At 76.5% G+C, this 19,673-nt stretch carries 12 protein-coding genes; 2 read left to right on the top strand and 10 right to left on the bottom strand.

The window, feature by feature from the left end; genetic code table 11:
- Window positions 1-4: 4 nt before the first annotated feature.
- Window positions 5-616: a PadR family transcriptional regulator gene (locus tag K353_RS15350; RefSeq protein ID WP_111554161.1), complete on the bottom strand. Its 612-nt coding sequence runs from the start codon at window positions 614-616 to the stop codon at window positions 5-7.
- A gap of 77 nt (window positions 617-693) precedes the next feature.
- Between K353_RS15350 and K353_RS15345 the strand changes: the two genes are divergently transcribed.
- On the top strand, window positions 694-1,602 hold the full coding sequence (locus tag K353_RS15345; RefSeq protein ID WP_111554285.1) for an endonuclease/exonuclease/phosphatase family protein: 909 nt from the start codon (window positions 694-696) through the stop codon (window positions 1,600-1,602).
- A gap of 14 nt (window positions 1,603-1,616) precedes the next feature.
- On the opposite strand, the gene K353_RS15340 is transcribed toward K353_RS15345, so the two are convergent.
- The 4 genes from K353_RS15340 to K353_RS15325 all read right to left on the bottom strand — a co-directional run bounded on the left by K353_RS15340 (window position 1,617) and on the right by K353_RS15325 (window position 9,954).
- Window positions 1,617-2,819 carry a PP2C family protein-serine/threonine phosphatase gene (locus K353_RS15340; protein WP_111554160.1) on the bottom strand — a complete coding sequence of 401 codons (1,203 nt, stop codon included), beginning with the start codon at window positions 2,817-2,819 and terminating at the stop codon, window positions 1,617-1,619.
- Between the two features lie 200 nt (window positions 2,820-3,019).
- The gene (locus tag K353_RS15335) at window positions 3,020-6,208 is read right to left on the bottom strand and encodes an ATP-dependent DNA helicase (RefSeq protein ID WP_111554159.1); all 3,189 of its coding nucleotides are present in this window, start codon (window positions 6,206-6,208) and stop codon (window positions 3,020-3,022) included.
- Window positions 6,195-9,482 (bottom strand): ATP-dependent DNA helicase, encoded by a 3,288-nt coding sequence (locus K353_RS15330; protein ID WP_111554158.1) that lies wholly within the window; start codon window positions 9,480-9,482, stop codon window positions 6,195-6,197. Before K353_RS15330 ends, K353_RS15335 begins: the two co-directional genes overlap by 14 nt.
- Before the next feature lie 133 nt (window positions 9,483-9,615).
- Entirely contained in the window at window positions 9,616-9,954 is a 339-nt protein-coding gene (locus K353_RS15325) for an MGMT family protein (protein ID WP_233533600.1), read from the bottom strand.
- Between the two features lie 157 nt (window positions 9,955-10,111).
- Between K353_RS15325 and K353_RS15320 the strand changes: the two genes are divergently transcribed.
- Window positions 10,112-12,865, top strand: coding sequence for a lysylphosphatidylglycerol synthase transmembrane domain-containing protein (locus tag K353_RS15320; RefSeq protein WP_199528105.1), 2,754 nt, complete (start codon window positions 10,112-10,114; stop codon window positions 12,863-12,865).
- Between the two features lie 124 nt (window positions 12,866-12,989).
- Here K353_RS15320 and moeZ read toward each other — a convergent pair whose 3' ends face one another.
- From moeZ to K353_RS15295, 5 genes are all read right to left on the bottom strand, one after another.
- Window positions 12,990-14,168, bottom strand: a complete 1,179-nt coding sequence (gene moeZ / locus K353_RS15315; RefSeq protein WP_111554156.1) for an adenylyltransferase/sulfurtransferase MoeZ — start codon at window positions 14,166-14,168, stop codon at window positions 12,990-12,992.
- A gap of 160 nt (window positions 14,169-14,328) precedes the next feature.
- Window positions 14,329-15,273, bottom strand: a complete 945-nt coding sequence (locus K353_RS15310) for an NAD(P)-dependent oxidoreductase (protein WP_111554155.1) — start codon at window positions 15,271-15,273, stop codon at window positions 14,329-14,331.
- Window positions 15,274-15,631: 358 nt separating this feature from the next.
- Window positions 15,632-16,687 carry a hypothetical protein gene (locus K353_RS33825; protein WP_146616472.1) on the bottom strand — a complete coding sequence of 352 codons (1,056 nt, stop codon included), beginning with the start codon at window positions 16,685-16,687 and terminating at the stop codon, window positions 15,632-15,634.
- On the bottom strand, window positions 16,684-18,303 hold the full coding sequence (locus K353_RS15300; RefSeq protein WP_158585414.1) for a DUF3492 domain-containing protein: 1,620 nt from the start codon (window positions 18,301-18,303) through the stop codon (window positions 16,684-16,686). Before K353_RS15300 ends, K353_RS33825 begins: the two co-directional genes overlap by 4 nt.
- A 317-nt stretch (window positions 18,304-18,620) precedes the next feature.
- Window positions 18,621-19,538 carry an alpha/beta fold hydrolase gene (locus tag K353_RS15295; protein WP_111554153.1) on the bottom strand — a complete coding sequence of 306 codons (918 nt, stop codon included), beginning with the start codon at window positions 19,536-19,538 and terminating at the stop codon, window positions 18,621-18,623.
- Window positions 19,539-19,673: the final 135 nt, after the last annotated feature.

The following is a 19,673-nucleotide window of genomic DNA, read 5'->3' as shown; positions in this document are numbered from 1 at the left end:
AGGTTCAGATGCGGCCGCGGTCGCGGCTCTTGGCGGCGCGCCGGGCGGGCGGCGCGGCGACGGGTTCGGACGGGGCGGCGGCGCGTTCGGCGTGCTGGGCGAGCCGGGACTCGCAGTGGTCCAGCCAGCGGATCTCCGCCTCGGTCTGGAAGATCAGCTGCTCCAGCACCAGCAGCCAGGCCAGGTCCTTGCCGGAGCCGTCGTCCGCGGCCAGCGCCCGGCCCTTGAGCCGGGTGTAGTCCTGGAGCGCCTGCATGCTGTGCCGGCGCTGGCCGTGCACGACCGCGGCCACGTCCACGCCGGGGATGGTCACCGCCATCGCCAGCTTGATCGCCAGTTCGTCGCGCGGCGGGTTGGTGCGCGGCACCGGGGTGTCGAACCACCGGCGCAGCTCCGCGCGTCCCTCGTCGGTGACGGAGTAGAACTGGTGGCCCTCGTCGTCCTCGCCGGCGGCCTCCACCAGCCCGTCGCGCTCCAGGCGGCCCAGCGTGGTGTACACCTGGCCGACGTTGAGCGGCCAGGTCGCCCCGGTGCGGGCCTCGAACTCGGATCTCAGCTGGTAGCCGTAGCGCGGGCCCTGGTCGAGCAGGGCGAGCAGGCCGTGACGGATCGACATACCGAGTATGTATACCCGGTATGCTCGCCACCCTCAAGCCGCCGGACCGTTCACCCGGGCCCGGTACGGTCGACGGCGTGACCACACTGCGGATCGCCACGTACAACCTGCTGCACGGCCAACCGCTCGCCCCCGACGGCAGCCCGGCGCCCCGGCCCGCCGACCCGGGCGGCCCGCTGGCCGAGGCCGTCGCCTCGCTCGACGCCGACGTGCTCGCCCTCCAGGAGGTCGACCGCCACCAGGAGCGCTCCGGCCTGGTCGACCAGGCGGCCGTCGCCGCGAAGGCGATGGGCGCCGCGGACTGGCGCTTCGCCGCCGCGCTGCACGGCGTCCCCGCCCCCTCCGCGGGCTGGGTGCCCGACCCGGAGCGGCCCGGCCTGGCCGTCTACGGGCCGGCCGACCTGGCCGACACCGCCCGGCCCTCGTACGGCACCGCGCTGCTCACCCGGCTGCCGGTGCTGCACTGGCGGGCCCGCCGGTTCGCGCCCGCGCCCTTCGGCCTGCCGCTGCGGGTGGCCGGGCGGCGCGGGCTGACGCCCGTCCCGGACGAGCCGCGGGCGGCGCTGGCGGCGGTGCTGGCCGGGCCGGGCGGGGAGTTCACCGTGGTGGCGGCGCACCTGTCCTTCGTGCCGGGGTGGAACGTCGGGCAGCTCGCCGCGATCCGGCGCTGGATCGCCGACCTGCCGCAGCCCTACCTGGTGCTCGGCGACTTCAACCTGATCGGCGCGGTGCCGCGCACCGTGCTCGGCTCGGCGCACGCGATCCAGCGCACGGCGCGGCGCGAGCGCGTCCGCACCGCGCGGCGCACCCGGCTGCAGGGCTGGTACGACCTGGCCCGCACGCCGACCTACCCCGCGCACCGGCCGACCGTCCAGTTCGACCACATCCTGGGCATCGGCGTCCCGCGCAACGCCGTCGGCTCGGTCTCGGCGCCCCGCACCGGGGTCTCCGACCACCGGCCGCTGGTGGTCGAGGTCGAGGTCTGATCAGCGCCCGGCGGTCAGGCGTCGGCCCCGGTGCCCACCGCGGCCCCCGGGTCGCGGGGGGCCGCCTGGGCGGGCAGCGCGACGGGGTCGAACTGGAGCAGCAGCATCGCCGCGTCGTCGCCGAGCTTGTGGCCGACGTGCCGGACCACGTCGTCGTGCAGGCGCTGCAGGACGTCGCCGGGGCCGTCGTCGGCGAGCAGCGGGAGCCGGTCGGTGAGCGGGTAGAAGGCGCCGCCGCTGTCCCGGGCCTCGATGACGCCGTCGGTGTAGAGCAGCAGGCGGTCGCCGGACCGGAGCTCGACCGGTTGCAGCGGGGGGCAGACGTCCTCGGGGTCGAGCACGCCCAGCGGGGGGACGGTCTCGTCGGCGGCCAGCAGGTGCGGCGGCTCCTCGCTGCGGAGCAGGACCGGCGGCGGGTGACCGCAGTTGGCGATCTCCAGGACGCCGTCGGGACGGACGCCGACCAGCACCAGGGTGACGAACTCCTCCTCGACGCCGGGGTGGTCGTTCTCGTGCAGGGCCCGGTCCAGGCTGACGGCCAGCCAGCCGGCCACCCGCTCCAGCGCGGGCTCCTGGTGGGCGGCCTCGCGGAACGCGCCGAGCACGGCGGCGGCGGTCTCGACGGCGGCCAGCCCCTTGCCGCGCACGTCGCCCATCACGGCGCGCACGCCGTGCCGGGTGTTGACCACCTCGTACAGGTCGCCGCCGATCGAGGCGTGCGCCGCGGCGGCGGCGTAGCGGACGGCGGCGCGGACCGGCCCGACCCGGTCGGGGACCGGGCGCAGCAGCACCCGGCGGGCGACCTCGGCGACCAACTGGGCCTCGGCGAGGGCGAGTTCCTGCCGCAGCCGGAGGGTGGCGCTGAGGTGGCCGATGCCGGCGATGACGATGATCGCGGCGACGGTGGCGGTGTGCACGGACTGGCCGAGGATGCCGTGGTACCAGGCCGTGCCGAAGGCGCACGCCTCGGCCAGGGCGCCGGTCAGCAGCGGGTACCACGTCCGGCGGGAGACGACGGCGGCGAGGGCGGGGACGGCGGTCAGGGCGGGCTCGACGCTGACCCGGCTGGCGGTCAGCAGGTCGAGGGAGAGGATCAGCAGCATGCCGATCAGCGGCAGGGCGTGCGAGGTCTTGGGCCAGGTCCCGGTGACGGTGCCCGGTACCGGGCCTGGGGTGGGGCCGTGGAGGACGTCCCTGATCCATCCGGTCGCGCTCAACGTCGGTCTCTCCAGCGGAAGGTGCGGGTGCTGCTCGGCACCGGCGGGTCTGACGGGAGGTCAAGGGGTCGGGAGAGCCCTGACGGCGGCCGGAGTACGAGGGATGACCGGTTACCGACCCCACAATAGGCACGAAACGTGCAGGGCGCACAGGTTTCGCGTGATCTCGTGACGGGTTGGATGCTCTGAGTGACTCTTTTCTACCTATTCCCGATCAGAAGATCGCTCAACTCCTTTCGGCCAAGAAGTCCTGACGGGGTTTCGATCCGGCCGGAGCGGACGTAGCAGAACGACGCGGTGACCTGCTCCACCGGAACGCCCGCCTGCTCGGCCCAGGCCAGCCGGTAGACGGCGAGCTGCAGCGGGTCGCCGGAGTCCTCCCGGCCGGTCTTCCAGTCCACCACCTCGTAGCGCGGTGACCCTGCGCCACCGTCCGCGTCCCGGTAGACCGCGTCGATCCGGCCGCGCACCACCCGCCCCCCGAGCACCAGCTGGAAGGGCGCCTCGACCCGGTGCGGGGTGCGGCCGGCGTAGGGGCCGCGCAGGAACGCCTCCTTGAGCCGCTCCAGGTCGCGCTCGTCCTCGATCTCCTCGGCCTCCAGGCCGGGCAGCGCGTCGGGGCCGAGCAGCAGCGGCTGGTCGTAGCGGGACTGCACCCAGGCGTGGAAGCGGGTGCCGCGGCGGGCGGCGGGCGCGGGCGGGCGGGGCATCGGGCGGGCCAGGTCGCGGGCGAAGCCGTCCGGGTCGGCGGCCAGCCGCATCAGCTGGGTGGCGGACAGCGAGGCGGGCAGTTCGACGTCCCGGCCGGTGCGCCGGGAGCGCTCCAACTCGCCGAGCAGGGCGGTCAGGTCGCGGTCCCAGGAGGCCAGCAGCCGCTGGTCCTCGGCGCCCATCGGCTCCGGCCCGGGGGCGGGCGCGCCGGCCAGCCGCTGCCGCACCACCCGGGCGACCCGTCGGCGGGCGTGCTGGGCGGTCGGGTCGAGCGGCAGCGGCCAGGGGGTCTCCACCGACACGTCGAACGCGGGGTTCTCCGCGTCCTGCGCCGGCTCCGCGGCCCAGTGCTCGACCTCGCCGTTGCCGGGCCGCTCGCAGTGCGCGCGCAGCGCGGTCAGGAACTCCGACGGCCCGCGGCGGCGCTTCTGGGTCGGCCCCCACCAGTGCCCGGAGGCCAGCAGCAGCGAGCGCGGGCGGGTGAAGGCGACGTAGCCGAGCCGCAGTTCCTCGACCGCGCCGTGCCGGGCCGTCTCCTGCTTGAACCGCGCCATGCCCTTGGCGTCCCAGGCCGGGTCGGCGGGCAGCGTGGCGGCGTCGCCGCGCAGGGCGTGCGGCAGCACCCGGCGGGTGGAGGTCCAGCGCTCGCGCCCCTGGCCGGACGGGAAGCCCCCCTTGACCAGGCCGGGGACGGCGACCACGTCCCACTCCAGGCCCTTGGACTTGTGCGCGGTGAGCACCTTGACGGTGTCCTCGCCGCCGGGCAGCCCGGCGTCCAGGCCGCGCTCGTACTCCTGGGCGGCGCGCAGGAAGCCCAGGAAGGCGGCCAGGCCGGGGTCGCCGTCCAGGTCGGCGAAGGAGGCGGCGATGTCCAGGAAGGAGTGCAGCGTCTCGCGGCGGCGGGCGGCCAGCGCCAGCGGGGAGGCGGAGAGCTCGACCTCCAGGCCGGTGACGGTGAGCACCCGGTGCAGGACGTCCATCAGCGGCTCGGCCAGCGCCCGGCGCAGTTCGCGGATCTCCCGGGCGAAGCGGGCGAAGCGGACCCGCGCCTCGGGCGAGAACGGCAGGTCGTCGGGCTGCTCGGCGTCGACGAAGGTCTCCAGCGCGTCGGCCAGCGAGACCACCTCGGTCGGATCGGTCCCGGCCACGGCGGCGGCCAGCGGGTCCTGTTCGCCGGGGCGGGCGGTGCGGACGAGCTCGGCGGCCCGGCGGCCGAGCAGGGCCAGGTCGCGCGGGCCGGTGCGCCAGCGCGGACCGATCAGCAGGCGGACCAGGGCGGCGTTGGCGGTCGGGTCCTGGAGCACCTCGCAGACCGCCACCAGGTCCGCCACCTCCGGGAGTTGCAGCAGCCCGCCGAGGCCGACCACCTCGACCGGGACCTGCCGGGCGACCAGCGCGGCGTGCAGGTCGGGGAAGGCGCCGCCGGCCCGGCAGAGCACCGCGATCCGGCCGGGCGCGGTGCCGGTGCGCACCAGGTGGGCGATCGAGTCGGCCAGCCAGTCCACCTCCTCGGCGTGGGTGGGCAGCAGCGCGACGCGGGCGTAGCCGTCGAGTTCGGCGCCGGGGGCCGGGCGCAGCGCCGCCACGCCCTCGTGCATCGCGCGCAGCGGGGCGGCGAGTCCGTTGGCGAAGTCGAGCAGCCGGCCGCCGCTGCGGCGGTTCTCGCTGAGCGAGAAGCGGTGCGCCGGGCCGCCGTCGGCGCGCGGGAAGTGCCGCGGGAAGTCGTCCAGGTTGGCGACCGAGGCGCCGCGCCAGCCGTAGATCGCCTGGCAGGGGTCGCCGACCGCGGTGACGGGGTGCCCGGCCCCGGCGGATCCGCCGAACAGGCCTGCCAGCATGAGGCGTTGGGCGACGGAGGTGTCCTGGTACTCGTCCAGCAGCACCACCCGGTACTGCGCGCGCAGCAGCCGGCCGACCTCGGGGCGCTGCTGGGCCAGCCGGGCGGAGGCGGCGATCTGGTCGCCGAAGTCGAGCAGGCCGAGCCGCTGCTTGCGGGCCCGGTAGTCCTCGACCAGCTGCAGCAGTTCCTGCCGGCCGCGGGCGGCCTTCGGGACGGCCCGCAGGTCCTCGTTGGAGAGCTTGACGGTGGCCAGCCGGTCGAGCAGCTCCCGGTCGTGCGCGCGCAGCCGCGCGGGCTCGACCAGGTGCTCGGCGAGTTCGGAGTCCAGCGCGACGATCTCGGCGACCAGCGCGCTGAAGGTGCCGGTGAGCGCCGGGAACGGGCCGCGGGCCTGGCGCAGGACCCGGGCGGCGAGCTGGAAGCGGGTGGCGTCGGCGAGCAGCCGGACGTCGGGTTCGATGCCCAGGCGCAGGCCGTGCTCCTTGAGCAGGGTGCCGGCGAAGGCGTGGTAGGTGGAGACCTGCGGTTCGCCGAGGGCGTCCTCGTCCGCCGCGCGGACCCCGGCCCGCAGCAGGGCGGCGCGGACGCGTTCGGCGAGTTCGCCGGCCGCCTTGTTGGTGAAGGTCAGGCCGAGCACCTGCTCGGGGCGGACCGCGCCGGAGCCGACCAGCCAGACCACCCGGGCGGCCATCACGGTGGTCTTGCCGGAGCCCGCGCCGGCCACGATCACGCCGGGCTCCATGGGCGCGCCGAGGGCCGCCAGCTGCTCGTCGTTGAACGGGATGCCGAGCAGGTCGCGGAGCTGGGCCGGGTGCCGGAGCGGCTCAGTCGACGACATGTCGCCCGTCCCGCTGCGCGGAGCAGCTGCCGCGGAAGGAGCAGCGCCCGCAGCGCTCGCCCGCGGTGGGGGTGAACCTCTCGGCGAGCACCTTCCCGGCGGTGGTGACCAGCAGGTCCTCGATCCAGGGGGTGCTCTCCTCGGGCAGCTGCCGCTGCGTCCTGGGGGCCTCCGGGTCGCCCTTGGCGGGCTCGCGCAGGTGCACCAGCTCGGCCCCGCCGGGGGTGGCGCCGTGCTCGAAGCCGGGCAGCGGGTCGAGCGCGCCGTTGCCCACCGCCAGCTGGTAGACGGCGAGTTGGCGGTGCTCGGGCAGCGACTTGTCGGTCGGGACCTGCTTGCCGGTCTTGAAGTCGACGACGTAGGCGCGGCCCGCGGCGTCGGTCTCCACCCGGTCCATCGAGCCGCGGACGCGCACCGCGACGCCGCCGACCTCCAGCGTCAGGTCGAAGCCGTGCTCGGTGGCGACGGTGGTGCGCCCGCGCTCCAGCACGTGCCAGCGCAGGAAGCGCTCCAGGGCGGCCCGGGCCTCGCCCTTCTCCTGGGTGGACTTCCACGGCGCGTCGAAGGCCAGCGCGTCCCAGACGGTGTCCAGGCGCTCCATAAGGACGGCCAGGTCGGCGGGGGTGCGGCCGGAGCCGACCTCGTCGGCGAGGGCGTGCACCACGTTACCGAAGCCCTGGGCGGCGGAGGCGGTGGTGCCCGCCCTGACGTCCTTCTCCAGGAACCACTGGAGCGTGCAGGACTCCAGCTGCTCCAGGCCGCTGCCGGAGAGCGCGACGGGCTGCCCGGGCTCGCGCAGCGGCTGCGGGGCGGCGGTGGGGTCGTCCAGGCCCCACCACTGGTCGGGGTGGGCGGCGGGGACGAGCGGGCGGCCCTCCTCGTCCAGGGCGGCGGCCAGGGTGGCGAGCCGTTCGGCGGCGGCCCGGCGCAGCTGCGGGGAGCGGGCCGGGTCGACGGTGACGGCGCGCAGCTCGGCGACCAGCGCGGGCACCGACAGCGGGCGGCGCGGCCGGGAGGTGACGTCGGCGACCCTGACCGGCGGGGTGCGCTCCAGCACCCTGCCGGTGCGCGGGTCGAGCGTCTCGCGGTAGAGCTCGCGCAGGAACCGGGAGGGCTCGTCGCCGTCCTCGGCCGGGGCCTTGACGGCGGTGACCACCAGCCGGTCCTTGGCCCGGGTCGCGGCGACGTAGAACAGCCGGCGCTCCTCGGCGAGCAGGGCGCCCGCCGACAGCGGCTCGGCCAGGCCGTCGCGGCCGATCCGGTCGGCCTCCAGCAGCGAGCCGCGGCGGCGCAGGTCGGGCCAGAGGCCCTCCTGGACGCCGGCGACGACGACCAGCCGCCACTCCAGGCCCTTGGAGCGGTGCGCGGTCATCAGCCGGACGGCGTCGGGGCGCACCGCGCGCACGTGCAGGGTGTCGGCGGCGATGTCCTGGGCCTCGACCTCGGCGAGCAGGTCGAGCGCGCCGCGGTGGCCGGTGACCCGCTCCTCGGCGCGGGCCGCGGTCTCGAACAGGGCGCACAGCGCGTCCAGGTCCCGGTCGGCGTTGCGCCCGGCGGGGCCGCCGCGCAGGGCGGCCCGCTCCAGCCGCTCGCGCCAGCGCCGGGAGGCGTCCCACAGCTCCCACAGCGCGTCCTCGGCGCTCGCGCCGCCGGCCAGCAGCTCCCGGACCTTGCGCAGCAGCATGCCGAGCTCGTGGGCGCGGCGGGCGTACGGGGCGTCCACCAGGGCGAGCTGGTCGGGCTGCTCCAGGGCCTCGCGGATCAGCTCCTCGGCCGGGCGGACCACCCCGGGGGCGCCGTCGGCGGCCAGCGCCCGGCGCTCCTCCTCGCGCAGGGTGCGGCCGAGGCGGCGCAGGTCGGAGCCGTCCAGGGCGGCGAGCGGGCCGGTGAGCAGGGTGTGCGCGCGGTCGGCGGTGAGCGCGCCGGGGCCCTCGGCGCACACCCGCAGGGCGAGCAGCAGCGGGACGACGGCGCTCTCCTCGCGCAGCGGCAGGTCGTCGCCGTCGATCTCCAGCGGGACGCCGGCGGCGGTCAGCGCGCGGCGCACCGCCGGTATGGTCCGGGACCCGGCCCGGACCAGCACGGCCATCTCGCCCCAGGGCACGCCGTCCTCCAGGTGGGCGCGGCGCAGCAGGTCGGCGACCGAGTCGAGCTCGGCGCCGGGCGTCGGGTAGGTGTACACCTCGACGGCGCCGCCCTCGTGCCCGTGGCCGGCCGCGGAGGGCAGCAGGGCGCGGTGCGCGGCGAGCTTGTCGGCGGGCAGCCGGCCCGTCGGCATCCGGCGGGCCAGCTCCCGGGAGGCGGCCAGCAGCACCGGCCGGGAGCGCCGGGAGACCCGCAGCACCCTGACCTCGGCGGGGCTCCCGTCGGCGCGCGGGAAGGCGTGCGGGAACTCCAGGATGCCGTTCACGTCGGCGCCGCGGAAGGCGTAGATCGACTGGTCGGGGTCGCCGACCGCGACCAGGTCCCGGCCGCCGCCGGCCAGCCGCTGCAGCAGCCGGACCTGCGCCGGGTCGGTGTCCTGGTACTCGTCGACGAAGACCGCGTCGTAGCGCCCGCGCAGCCCGGCGGCGACGTCCGGGCGCTCGGCGAGCAGCACGGCGCGGTGCACCAGCTCGGCGTAGTCCAGCACGCCGCGCAGGTCCAGCACGTCCAGGTACTCGGCCAGGAAGTGGGCGGCGGCGGCCCAGTCGGGGCGCTGCACGCCCCGGGCGAAGCGCTCCAGCTCCGCCTCGCCCAGGCCCAGTTCGCGGCTGCGGGCGAGCACGGCGCGCACCTCGTCGGCGAAGCCGCGGGTGGTCAGGCAGGCCCGCAGGTCGAGCGGCCAGTCGATGGTGCCGGCGCCCGCCTTCGCGTCCTCGGCGCCGCCGGCCAGCAGCTCGCGGACCATCACGTCCTGCTCGGGGCCGGAGAGCAGCCGCAGCGGCTCGGCGTACTCCTCGGGCGCCTGGTGGGCGCGGAGCAGGGCGTAGCAGAACGAGTGGAAGGTGGTGGCCTGCGGGGCGGTGGCGCCGATCCGGGCGGTCATCCGGTCGCGCAGCTCCATCGCGGCCCGGCGGCTGAAGGTCAGCACCAGGACGCGTTCGGGCGCGGTGCCGTCGGCGACCCGCCGGGCGACCGCCTCGACCAGCGTGGTGGTCTTGCCGGTGCCGGGCCCGGCGAGCACCAGCAGCGGCCCCGACGCGTGCTCGACCACCGCCTGCTGGAAGGAGTCCAGCTGGGGCGGGTCGGGCTGGGCGAGGGGGCTGCGCACCAGGCGGAACGGTGAGGTCACTGCGGTCCAGGGTCGTACGGCGGTTCAGGCGGTTCGGCGGTTCAGGCGGTTCGGCGGCGGGCCGGGGAAGAGGCCTTGCCGCGACGAGCCTACGATCCTGCACCCACAGACCCCTCCGGCGCACCTCTCCCGGTCAGACCCCTCCGTCCCACCGGGCGGCCCGCAGGTCGACCCGCGGCTCGCCGCCGACGGTGCGCAGCGGGGTGCCCTCGGACCGGTACTCGGGCAGCGCCCGGTGCTCGTGGCCGGGCAGCGGCCGCCCGTCCGCCCGGACCACCCGCCACCAGGGCACCGGCGCCCCGTACAGCGCCATCACCCGGCCGACCTGCCGGGGGCCGCCGCGGCCCAGGTACTCGGCGACGTCCCCGTACGTCATCACCCGGCCGGGCGGGATGCGCTCGGCGAGATCGAGCACGGCCTCGGCGTACGGCGGGATCTCGGGGACGTCCTCGGGCTCGGTCATCCGACGCATTCTTCCCCATCCGGTCGATTTCCAGCACCCCGTGCGGGCGACCCGGCGCGCGGGATGCCGCCCCTGGACCGCGCCCGGGTGGCGGGCATGGCAGCATCTTCGGGGCAGTGCGACACACCAGGACGAAGACCAGACGACCGGGACGGCGGAATTGAACGTGGACGAGGGCTCCGAGCAGCCCGCCACCGACGGTTCCACCGCGCGGGGCCCCGCCGCCCCGCCGGTCGACCTGCGCCACCGGGCACGGGACGCGCACCACACGGGGGAGGAAGCGGTGGCCGCACAGCTGCCGCCGGACGGCGGGCCGGACCGGCCGCCGGACGGACCGGACGAGCCCTACGGACCGGACGGACCGCCGGAGGAGCCCTACGGCCCCGGCGGGGCGGACGGCCCCTACGGCCCGGGCGGGGACCAGCCCGCCGAGGAGCCGGCCGGCGAGTACCTGGCCGTCGACGAGCCGCTGCTCGCCCCCCGCGCGCACCGGCCGTCCGACCTGCTGCGCTTCCTGGCCGGGCTGTTCGGCATCATCGCGGTGTTCGTGCTGGCGCAGGTGGCGGTCTCCACCACCACCGGCATCGAGAACGACATCACGGTCAACGCCAACCGCATCCCCGGCGTGCTGTCCAAGATCTCCGCGCTGGTGTCCTCGATCGCGGTGCTGACCGTGCCGCTGGCCTTCGCCGTCGAGCGGCTGATCAAGCGCGACGGCCTGCGGGTCGCCGACGGCGTGCTCGCCTCGGTGCTGGCGTACGGCGTCTCGCTGGGCGTCGACTGGTGGGTGGCCGCCGGCGCGCCCGAGGAGATCCGCAACGCGCTGACCCAGAGCTCCCCCGGCAGCGACACGCTCACCGACCCGGTGCACGGCTACCTGGCGCCGGTGATCGCGTACATGACGGCGGTCGGCATGTCGAGCCGCCCGCGCTGGCGGGTCGCCCTGTGGGTGGTGGTGATCCTCTCCGGCACCGCCGAGCTGATCAACGGCAACACCACCCCGCTCTCCCTGGTGCTGACCGTCCTGATCGGCTGGTCGGTGGCGTACGGCACGCTGTACGCGATCGGCTCGCCGAACATCCGCCCCACCGGGCAGCACCTGATGATCGGCCTGCGCAAGGTCGGCTTCGTCCCGTCCGCCGCGCACCTGGCCCCGCCCGCGCCCGGCGGCACCCGCCGCTACCTGGTCACCCAGCAGACCGGCCCGCTGCTGGACGTGCACATCATCGACCGCGAGCAGCAGGCGTCCGGCTTCTTCTACCGCGCCTGGCGGCGGCTGCGGCTGCGCTCCGTCGCGGTCCGCCGCAGCCCCCAGTCGCTGCGCCAGGCGCTGGAGCAGGAGGCCCTGATCGCGTACGCGGCGGCCGCCTCCGGGGCCCGCGCCCCGCAGCTGGTCGCCACCTCCGAGCTGGGCCCGGACGCCGCGATCCTGGTCTACGAGAACGTGGCCGGGCGGACGCTGGACGACCTGGCCGACGCGGAGGTCACCGACGCGGTGATGGCCTCGTTCTGGAAGTCCGTCGCCACCCTGCACGAGCGCCGGATCGCGCACCGCCGGCTCACCGGCGAGTCACTGCTGGTGGTCGACGAGCAGACCGGCTGCCTGGTCAACCTCTCCGGCGGCGACATCGCGGCCGGCGACCTGACCCTGCGCATCGACGTCGCCCAGCTGATCACCACCTTCGCCCTGCGGATCGGCCCGGAGCGCGCGGTGGCCGTCGCCACCGCCGTCCTCGGCCCGACCCGGATCGCCGAGGCGCTGCCGCTGCTGCAGCCCGTCGGCCTGAGCCGGCAGACCCGCGGCGACCTCCAGCGGATGACCAAGGAGCGCAAGGCCGCCGCCCAGGCGCTGGCGCTCCGGCAGGTCGCCGCCGGGGAGCGCACCCAGCAGCAGGCCGAGGAGGACATCGCCCAGGCCGGCGAGGACCTGCTGGCCCGGATCCGGGCGCAGATCCTGCAGATCGCCCCGGAGGCCCCGCTGGAGCCCGCCAAGCTGGAGCGCCTCAAGCCCAAGACCCTGATCATGGTGGTAGCGCTCGCCTTCGCCGCCTACCTGGCCCTGACCACCATCCGGCCGGACCAGTTCAAGGTCTCCCAGATGAACTGGGCCTGGGCCTCGGTCGCGCTGGCCGCCTCGGCGTTCTCGTACGTGGCCGCCGCGATGAGCCTGACCGGCTTCGTCCCGGAGAAGCTCCCGTTCTGGCGCACCGTCGCCGCCCAGCTGGCCGGCTCCTTCGTGAAGCTGGTCGCCCCGGCGGCGGTCGGCGGCATCGCCCTGAACACCCGCTACCTGCAGAAGGCCGGCATCCGCCCGGTCCAGGCCGTCGCCTCGGTCGGCGCCTCCCAGCTGGCCGGCCTCGGCGGCCACCTGCTGCTGCTGTTCGCCTTCGGCCTGATCACCGGCTCGCAGACCAACGGCGACCTCGGCGCCTCCCGGGCCGTCATCATCGGCGTCCTCACCGCGGCCGTGCTGGCCCTGGTGGTGGCCGCGGTCGGCCCGCTGCGCCGCTTCGTGGTGACCCGGGTCCGCTCCCTGCTGTTCGGCGTGATCCCGCGGATGCTCGACCTGATGCAGACTCCCCGCAAGCTGGTCACCGGCTTCGGCGGCATCCTCCTGCTGACGCTCTCCTTCACCGCCTGCCTGGACGCCTCCGTGCACGCGTTCGGCGGCGGCGCCAACGTCACCTACGCGGCCGTGGCCGTGGTCTTCCTCACCGCGAACGCGGCCGGCTCCGCGATCCCCACCCCCGGCGGCATCGGCCCGGTCGAGATCGCCCTGATCACCGCCCTGACCGTGGCCGGCGTCCCCGCCACCGCGGCCACCCCGGCGGTCTTCCTCTACCGGCTGCTCACCTTCTGGCTCCCGGTCGCCCCGGGCTGGGGCGCCTACAACGTCCTCCACCGCCGGAACGCCCTCTAGGCCCTGGCGCCCTGGCCTGCCCCGGCCCCTCCGCAGGGCCCCGGAGGGCCCCTGGACGCACGGAACCGCCCGGCCGGGGGACACGCATCCCCGACCGGGCGGTCGCGCGGAGGGCACCGGCCCGTCAATAGACGGGCTTCTCCGGCTCGATCTGGTTGACCCAGCCGATCACGCCGCCGCCCAGGTGCACCGCGTCCGCGAAGCCCGCGGACTTGAGGACCGCGAGGACCTCGGCGGAGCGGACGCCGGTCTTGCAGTGCAGCACGATGCGCCGGTCCTGCGGCAGGTCCTGGAGGGCGTTGCCCATCAGGAACTCGTTCTTCGGGACCAGGCGGGCGCCCGGGATGCTGACGATCTCGTACTCGTTGACCTCGCGGACGTCGATGATGTCGATCGGCTCGCCGTTGTCGATCCACTCCTTGAGCTGCTTGGAGGTGATCGTCGAGCCGACCGCCGCCGCGCTGGCCTCCTCCGAGACCACGCCGCAGAACGACTCGTAGTCGATCAGCTCGGTGACCGTCGGGTTCTCGCCGCAGACGGCGCAGTTCGGGTCCTTGCGGACCTTCACCGAGCGGTACTGCATCTCCAGGGCGTCGTAGATCATCAGCCGGCCGACCAGCGGCTCGCCGATCCCGGCCAGCAGCTTGATGGCCTCGTTGACCTGGATCGAGCCGATCGAGGCGCACAGCACGCCCAGCACGCCGCCCTCGGCGCAGGACGGGACCATGCCCGGCGGCGGGGCCTCCGGGTAGAGGCAGCGGTAGCAGGGGCCGTGCTCGGCCCAGAACACGCTGGCCTGGCCGTCGAAGCGGTAGATCGAACCCCAGACGTACGGCTTGCCGAGCAGCACCGCGGCGTCGTTCACCAAGTACCGGGTGGCGAAGTTGTCCGTGCCGTCGACGATCAGGTCGTAGCCGGAGAAGATCTCCATCACGTTGTCGTTGTCCAGGCGCTCCTCGTGCAGGACCACCTCGACCAGCGGGTTGATCTCCTTGACCGAGTCGCGCGCGGACTCGGCCTTGGACCGGCCGATGTCGGACTGGCCGTGGATGATCTGGCGCTGCAGGTTCGACTCGTCGACCGTGTCGAACTCGACGATGCCGAGGGTGCCGACACCGGCCGCGGCCATGTACATCAGGGCCGGGGACCCGAGGCCGCCGGCGCCGACGCACAGCACCTTGGCGTTCTTCAGCCGCTTCTGCCCGTCCATGCCCACGTCGGGGATGATCAGGTGGCGGGAGTACCGGCGGACCTCTTCGACGGTGAGCTCGGCGGCGGGCTCGACCAGGGGTGGCAGCGACACGGGGACTCCGATGGTCGTCAGGTTCTGTTCGACTACGCCAACAGTGTCACGTGCCCGGGGTATTCCAAGACAGCGGGTCCGGTGGGTGAGACGCGCCGCACCGGATGCCGAGACCTCGACTTCCCGGGCCAACCCCCTGGTCAGGCCCGGCCGTTCCGGCTCACACCCGGCAGGCGGTCTCCAGCCAGACGTCCCCGAGGGACTCCTCCAGCGGCACCTGCGTCCGCCATCCGAGACGGTCCCGGGCGGTCCGGACGTCCGCCTGCCGCCACTGCACCGGCTCCACCACCGCCCGCGCCTCCGCGGCCCGCAGCCCCTCCGCGCCCGCCTGCTGCGCGGGCAGCACCACCTGCCGGGCGTCCTCGGTGACGGTGCCCTCGAAGCCGGACGCCCGCACCAGCAGGTGCGCCGCGTCCCGGGCCCGGACGGCGTGGCCGGAGCCGATGTTGATCACCCCGGTGGCGGCCGAGACCGCCGCCGCCTGGATCGCCCGGGCCACGTCCCGGACGTCCACGAAGTCCCGGTAGCCGGACAGGTCCGGCATCCGCACCTGGCCCTCCTCCTGCTCCAGCGCCCGCCGCAGGCCCTCCGCCAGCCGCCCGAACAGCGAGGCCGTCGGCGCCCCCGGCCCGACCACGTCGAACACCCGCAGCACCAGCGCGTCCAGCCCCGAGCTCAGCACCAGCTCGGTGCCCGCCAGCTTCGACACCCCGTACGGACCGACCGGACGCGGCTCCGCGCTCTCCGGGATCGGCCCGCCCGGCTGCGCCGGACCGTACTCGGCCGCCGAGCCCACGTGCACCAGCCGGGCCGGCTCCCGGCTGCGCCGGATCGCCTCGCAGACCGTGGCCACCGCGAGCGTGTTGGACCGGATCAGGGTCCGCGACGTCCCGTACGTGGCACCCGCGCAGTTGATCACCACCTGCGCGGCGACCGCGTCCAGGAACCGGGCCAGCGCGCCCGGACTCCCCGCGGCCAGGTCGAACCGGATGTCGGCGGAATCGCCCCGGCCCAGCACGGTCACCTGGAGCCCCTCCTCCGCCAGCAGCCGATCGGCCACCCGCCGGCCGATGAACCCGTCGGCCCCCAGCAGCAGCACCCTCATCGGGTCCAAGTCCTTCCCTCAGGCCCGGCGACCGCCGGGCGGAACGAGATCTGATCGACGCACCGGCCGGCCCGCCGCCCCGGAGCGCGCACCGCCCGGGCCCGGCCGGCCCCGGCCCCGGCAGCCGGACGCCGGACACCCGACGACCGCCGGGCCCGGACGACGGCGACGGCCCGGGCCCGTCCGGCCGCCGCGTCCCGAAGCCGCGCGACCCGGGCCCGGCCGGCCGCCCCGGCCCCACGACGGGCGTCCCGCGGCTCCCGGCCCGGGACCGCGGCCGGACGCCGGGCCCCCCACCGCTTCCGGGCCCGGTCGCCGGTCCACGCCCCGGCGGGGCCGCCCGTCGCCGGAACCGCCCTCACCGGTACGCCCCCGGCCACGCGGACGGGGGCCAGGCCCGGCCGGCCAGCAGCAGTGCGGGCCCGAGGGCCGCGGCCGAGAGGCCGCCGGGCGGGGAGGCGTCCAGCCAGTGCGCGGGGCCGGGCAGGGCCAGGACGGCGGCCCCGGCGGCGGCGGTGAGGACCGCGACCGCGGCGGTGCCCGGGCGGCCCGCGTCGCGGACCACGGCGGCCAGCAGCGGCAGGACGCCGAGCACCAGCAGCGCGGCCAGGCCGGTGGCGGGCGCGCCGTCGGCGAGGGCCCGGCCGAGCGCGGCGAGGACGGCCAGCTGCGCCAGCACGGCCAGCGGCAGCGCGAACCGCAGCCGGGAGCGGAACTCCCCCAGCGTGGCGGCCCCGCCCTGCCGCTGACCGAACCGACGCAGCCAGGCCGCCGCCCCTCCGGCCCCCGCCGCGCCGAACGCGGCGGCGGGCGCGGCCCCGGGCGCGGCGGCGGCGAGCAGCGCCAGCAGCAGTCCGGTCCCGGCGCCCTGCCCGAGCGCGGCCCACGGGAACGCGCCCCGCGCCGGAGCCCGGTCCGGCTCGCCGCCGCCCCACTCCCGGCCGGTCAGGCCCCGGCCGTCGTCCGTACCGCCGTCGTCCGTCCCCCGGCCACCCCGGCCCCGGCCCCGTTCCCTCCGCCGCCCCGGCCCACCGTCCGGCCGCTCCGCCAGCGCGGCCCCCGCGCCCGCGCCGAGCAGCACCGCCAGCGCCCCGCCGGGCACCCCGCCGAGCGCGGTCGCGGGCAGCAGCGGCAGCAGGTGGACGGCGGCGGTGCGCAGGGCGGTGAGCGGCAGGGTGCGCAGCGGTGCGGCGGGCGGGAGCGGTTCGCGGGCGGGCGGGCGGCGGGGCACCCGGGCGTACAGCTCCTCGGCGAGGCCGAACACGTCGGCGTGCCGGTAGCGGGTGGCGCCGTCGGCGGCCAGGCCGGAGTCCTCCAGGGCGGCGGCGATCTCCAGCGGGTCGACCGCCTGCTCGCACAAGTCCCGGTTGGCGTCCAGGAGTTCGCGGACGGGGTCGGCGGGCGTGCCGGTCACAGCGCCTCCGCGAGGGCGGGTCCGGCGGCGGCCCGCGCGGGTCGCTCGGGCCGCGCGGACCGCTCGGCCGGGGTCGGCACGGACGGCACGGAGGGCAGCGGGGTCTCCCCACCGGCGGCCCCGGCCACCCAGTACTCGGCGGGGCGGGCGAACGGCCGGACCGGGGCGCCGGGGCGGGCCGGGAAGGCGGGGTAGCGGGAGACCAGGTCGAGGTAGACCTCGCGGAACGCGCCGACCACGGGTTCCACGGCGAAGCGTTCCTGCGCCCGCAGCCGGCCGGCCAGGCCGAGCCGGGAGCGCCGTTCGTGGTCGGCGAGCAGGGCCAGGCAGGCCGCGGCGAGGGCGCGCGGGCTGCGCGGCGGCACCAGCAGTCCGGTGGGGCCGAGCACCTCGCGGGCGACGCCGACCTCGGTGGCGACCACCGCCCGGCCGCTGAGCATGGCGTCGGCGAGCGGGCGGGGGCTGCGCTGGGCGAGCGCGCTGAACACCACGGCGCTGCCGGACTCCCACGCCTCGGCGGACGTCCCGGGCCGCCCGGCGAACTCGACGGCGTCCGCGACGCCGAGCCGTCCGGCGATCGCGGTGCAGTGCGCGAGGTAGCCGGGCGCGCCCTCCTCGCCGTACATCCGGAGTCTGGCGGCGGGCAGTTCGGCCCGGACCCGGGCGAAGGCGTGCAGCATCAGTTCGGGGTCGCGGCCGGGCTCCAGCGCGCCGGCCCAGACCAGCGTCGGCGCCTCGGGCTCGGCCCCGGCGGCGGGCCGGGTGGTGGCGGTGGTGCCCTCGTGGACGATCCGGGTGCGGGCCGGGTCGCCGCCGCAGCGCTGCTGCCACCGCCGGTCGTACTCGCTGCCGGGGGTGAGCACGGCGGCCTGCCGGTAGGTCTCCTCGGTGAGCTGCCGGAAGAAGGACAGCAGCAGGGCCCGCACCGGCCAGCGGTAGGGGGCGCTGCGGTAGCCGCGGTACTGCTCGCGCAGGTGCAGGCCGTGCTCGGTGACCACGAACGGGACGCCGTGCAGTTCGCGGGCGACCAGCGCGGGCAGCGCGGCCGGTCCGCCGCCGACCACGTGGCACAGGTCGGCGCCGCCGAGCCCGGCCGGGCCGGTGCCGTACCAGGGCGCGGACAGCGGCCGCAGGCACTGCTCCAGCAGGTCGGCGGCGACCAGCACGTCGCAGACCAGCGGCTGGCCGCCGGCGGTGTCGGCGCCGGGCATCCGCCAGGTCCGCTCCAGGACGCGGTGCGCGTGGCCGGAGGCGAGGAACGCGGGCAGCGCCCCGTCCTCCCGGCCGAGCGCGGCCAGCCGGTACAGCGCGGGCCCGAACCCGGCCCGTTCGCCGGGCATCACCAAGGCGCGGACGAGTTCCTCGTACGCCTTGAGGTACGCCCGGCGGCGCAGCGCGGTCGGTCCGCGCCCGGCGGGGCGGCGGCCCCACATCGGCAGTTCGTGGACGCCGTGCAGGCCGCGGACGCCGCTGGGCGGGGCCTGGCGGTCGGCGGGCAGCAGCCGGTAGAGCCGGAACTCGTGCTCGGGCAGGCCGTCGACCAGGCGGCCGCACCAGCCCCCTCCGCCACGCTGTGCGGTGGTGAGGGTGCCCTCGGTGAGCAGAGCGATGCGCACGACGCCTCCAGAGCAGAGCGTTTCGACTGGGTTCACGGCCCTACGACACAGGGGAGTGCGTCCGTGCTCGACGGCCGTCCGGCCGGTGCCCGCTCCCCGCGGCCGCCGCCCTCGCCGTCTCGCCCCCCACACCTGTTCGGTCCGACAACACGACGGTAGAGCGCCGGGCCGGGCCCCTAGGGGCCCGGCCCGGCTTGCCACACCATCGAGTGAACGCCCGTGACCTCGCGCGTCCCCGTTCCGTTTTCGGCCTTCCGCCGTGTTCCGCGCGCCCGGTGCGCCCCGCGTGCGCCGGGCCCGGCCCCGCCGGCCGGCGCTCAGCCGCGCCCGTCGGCCTCCGCGAGCAGCTCCCGCACCGCGCGGGCGACCGGCTCGGGGTGCTCCAGCATCGCGACGTGCCCGGAGTCGGGCAGCACCAGCAGCCGGGCGTCCCGGAACGCGGCGCAGGCCCGCCGGGCCGAGCGGTAGGAGACCAGCTTGTCCTTGAGCCCGTAGACCAGCAGGACCGGCGCGGTGACCTGCTCGGCCTGCCGCCACAGCGCCTGCCCGCCGCGCTCGGTGTAGGCGCTGACGATGCCGCGCGCGGACCCGGTCAGCGCGCCCAGGGAGTACGGGAGCGCGGCCCGGCGGCGGTACTCGTCGACCGCGCGGGCCCGGCGGTGGGCGGGGATGCCGGCCGGGTCGCCGTAGACCAGGCGCAGCAGGTCGGCGGTGGCGCTCTCCGGGTCGGCGCCGCGGCTGCGGCGGCGGATCAGCCCGGCGACGCCGGGCAGGGCCAGCAGGCCGGTGGACCAGGCGGTGCGCTGCGGGGGCAGCTCGGGCAGCGCCGGGGAGATCAGGGTGAGGCTGCGCACCAGGTCGGGCCGGAGCGCGGCGAGCCGGACGGCGACCGCGCCGCCGAGCGAGTTGCCGAGCAGGTGGACCGGCCCGCGCCCGGTCTCCTCCAGGTACCCGATGACCGCCCGGACGTGCCCGGAGAGGGTCAGGTCGCCGTCCAGCGGCGGGGCGGAGTGGCCGAAGCCGGGCAGGTCCACGGCCTCGCCGTCGACGTCGTCGGCGAGCCGGTCGAGGAGTTCGAGCCAGTTGTCGGCGGAGCCGCCGAGCCCGTGCACGAACAGGGCGGGCGGCAGTCCCTCCCGGGGTTCGCAGTGTCGGCTGACGGCCAGCTCCGCTCCGGGCACCTCGACGGTGCGGTGCGGCTCCAGGGCGGCGAGGGGGTGCTGGGAGGCGCTCATGGAGCACGATGGTAGTGACGGGGGGGTCGGTCGCCACGGCCGGTCACGGAGCCGTGCTGCCGCCGTCACGAGCCCGTCTCGACCTGTGGACAGTCCGGGTCCGGTCGTATTGTGGGCTCCCGACAAGGGCGGTTG

The sequence above is a fragment of the Kitasatospora sp. SolWspMP-SS2h genome (assembly GCF_003259315.1).
Classification (GTDB): domain Bacteria; phylum Actinomycetota; class Actinomycetes; order Streptomycetales; family Streptomycetaceae; genus Kitasatospora; species Kitasatospora fiedleri.
This window is presented reverse-complemented; position numbering and strand designations above follow the sequence as displayed.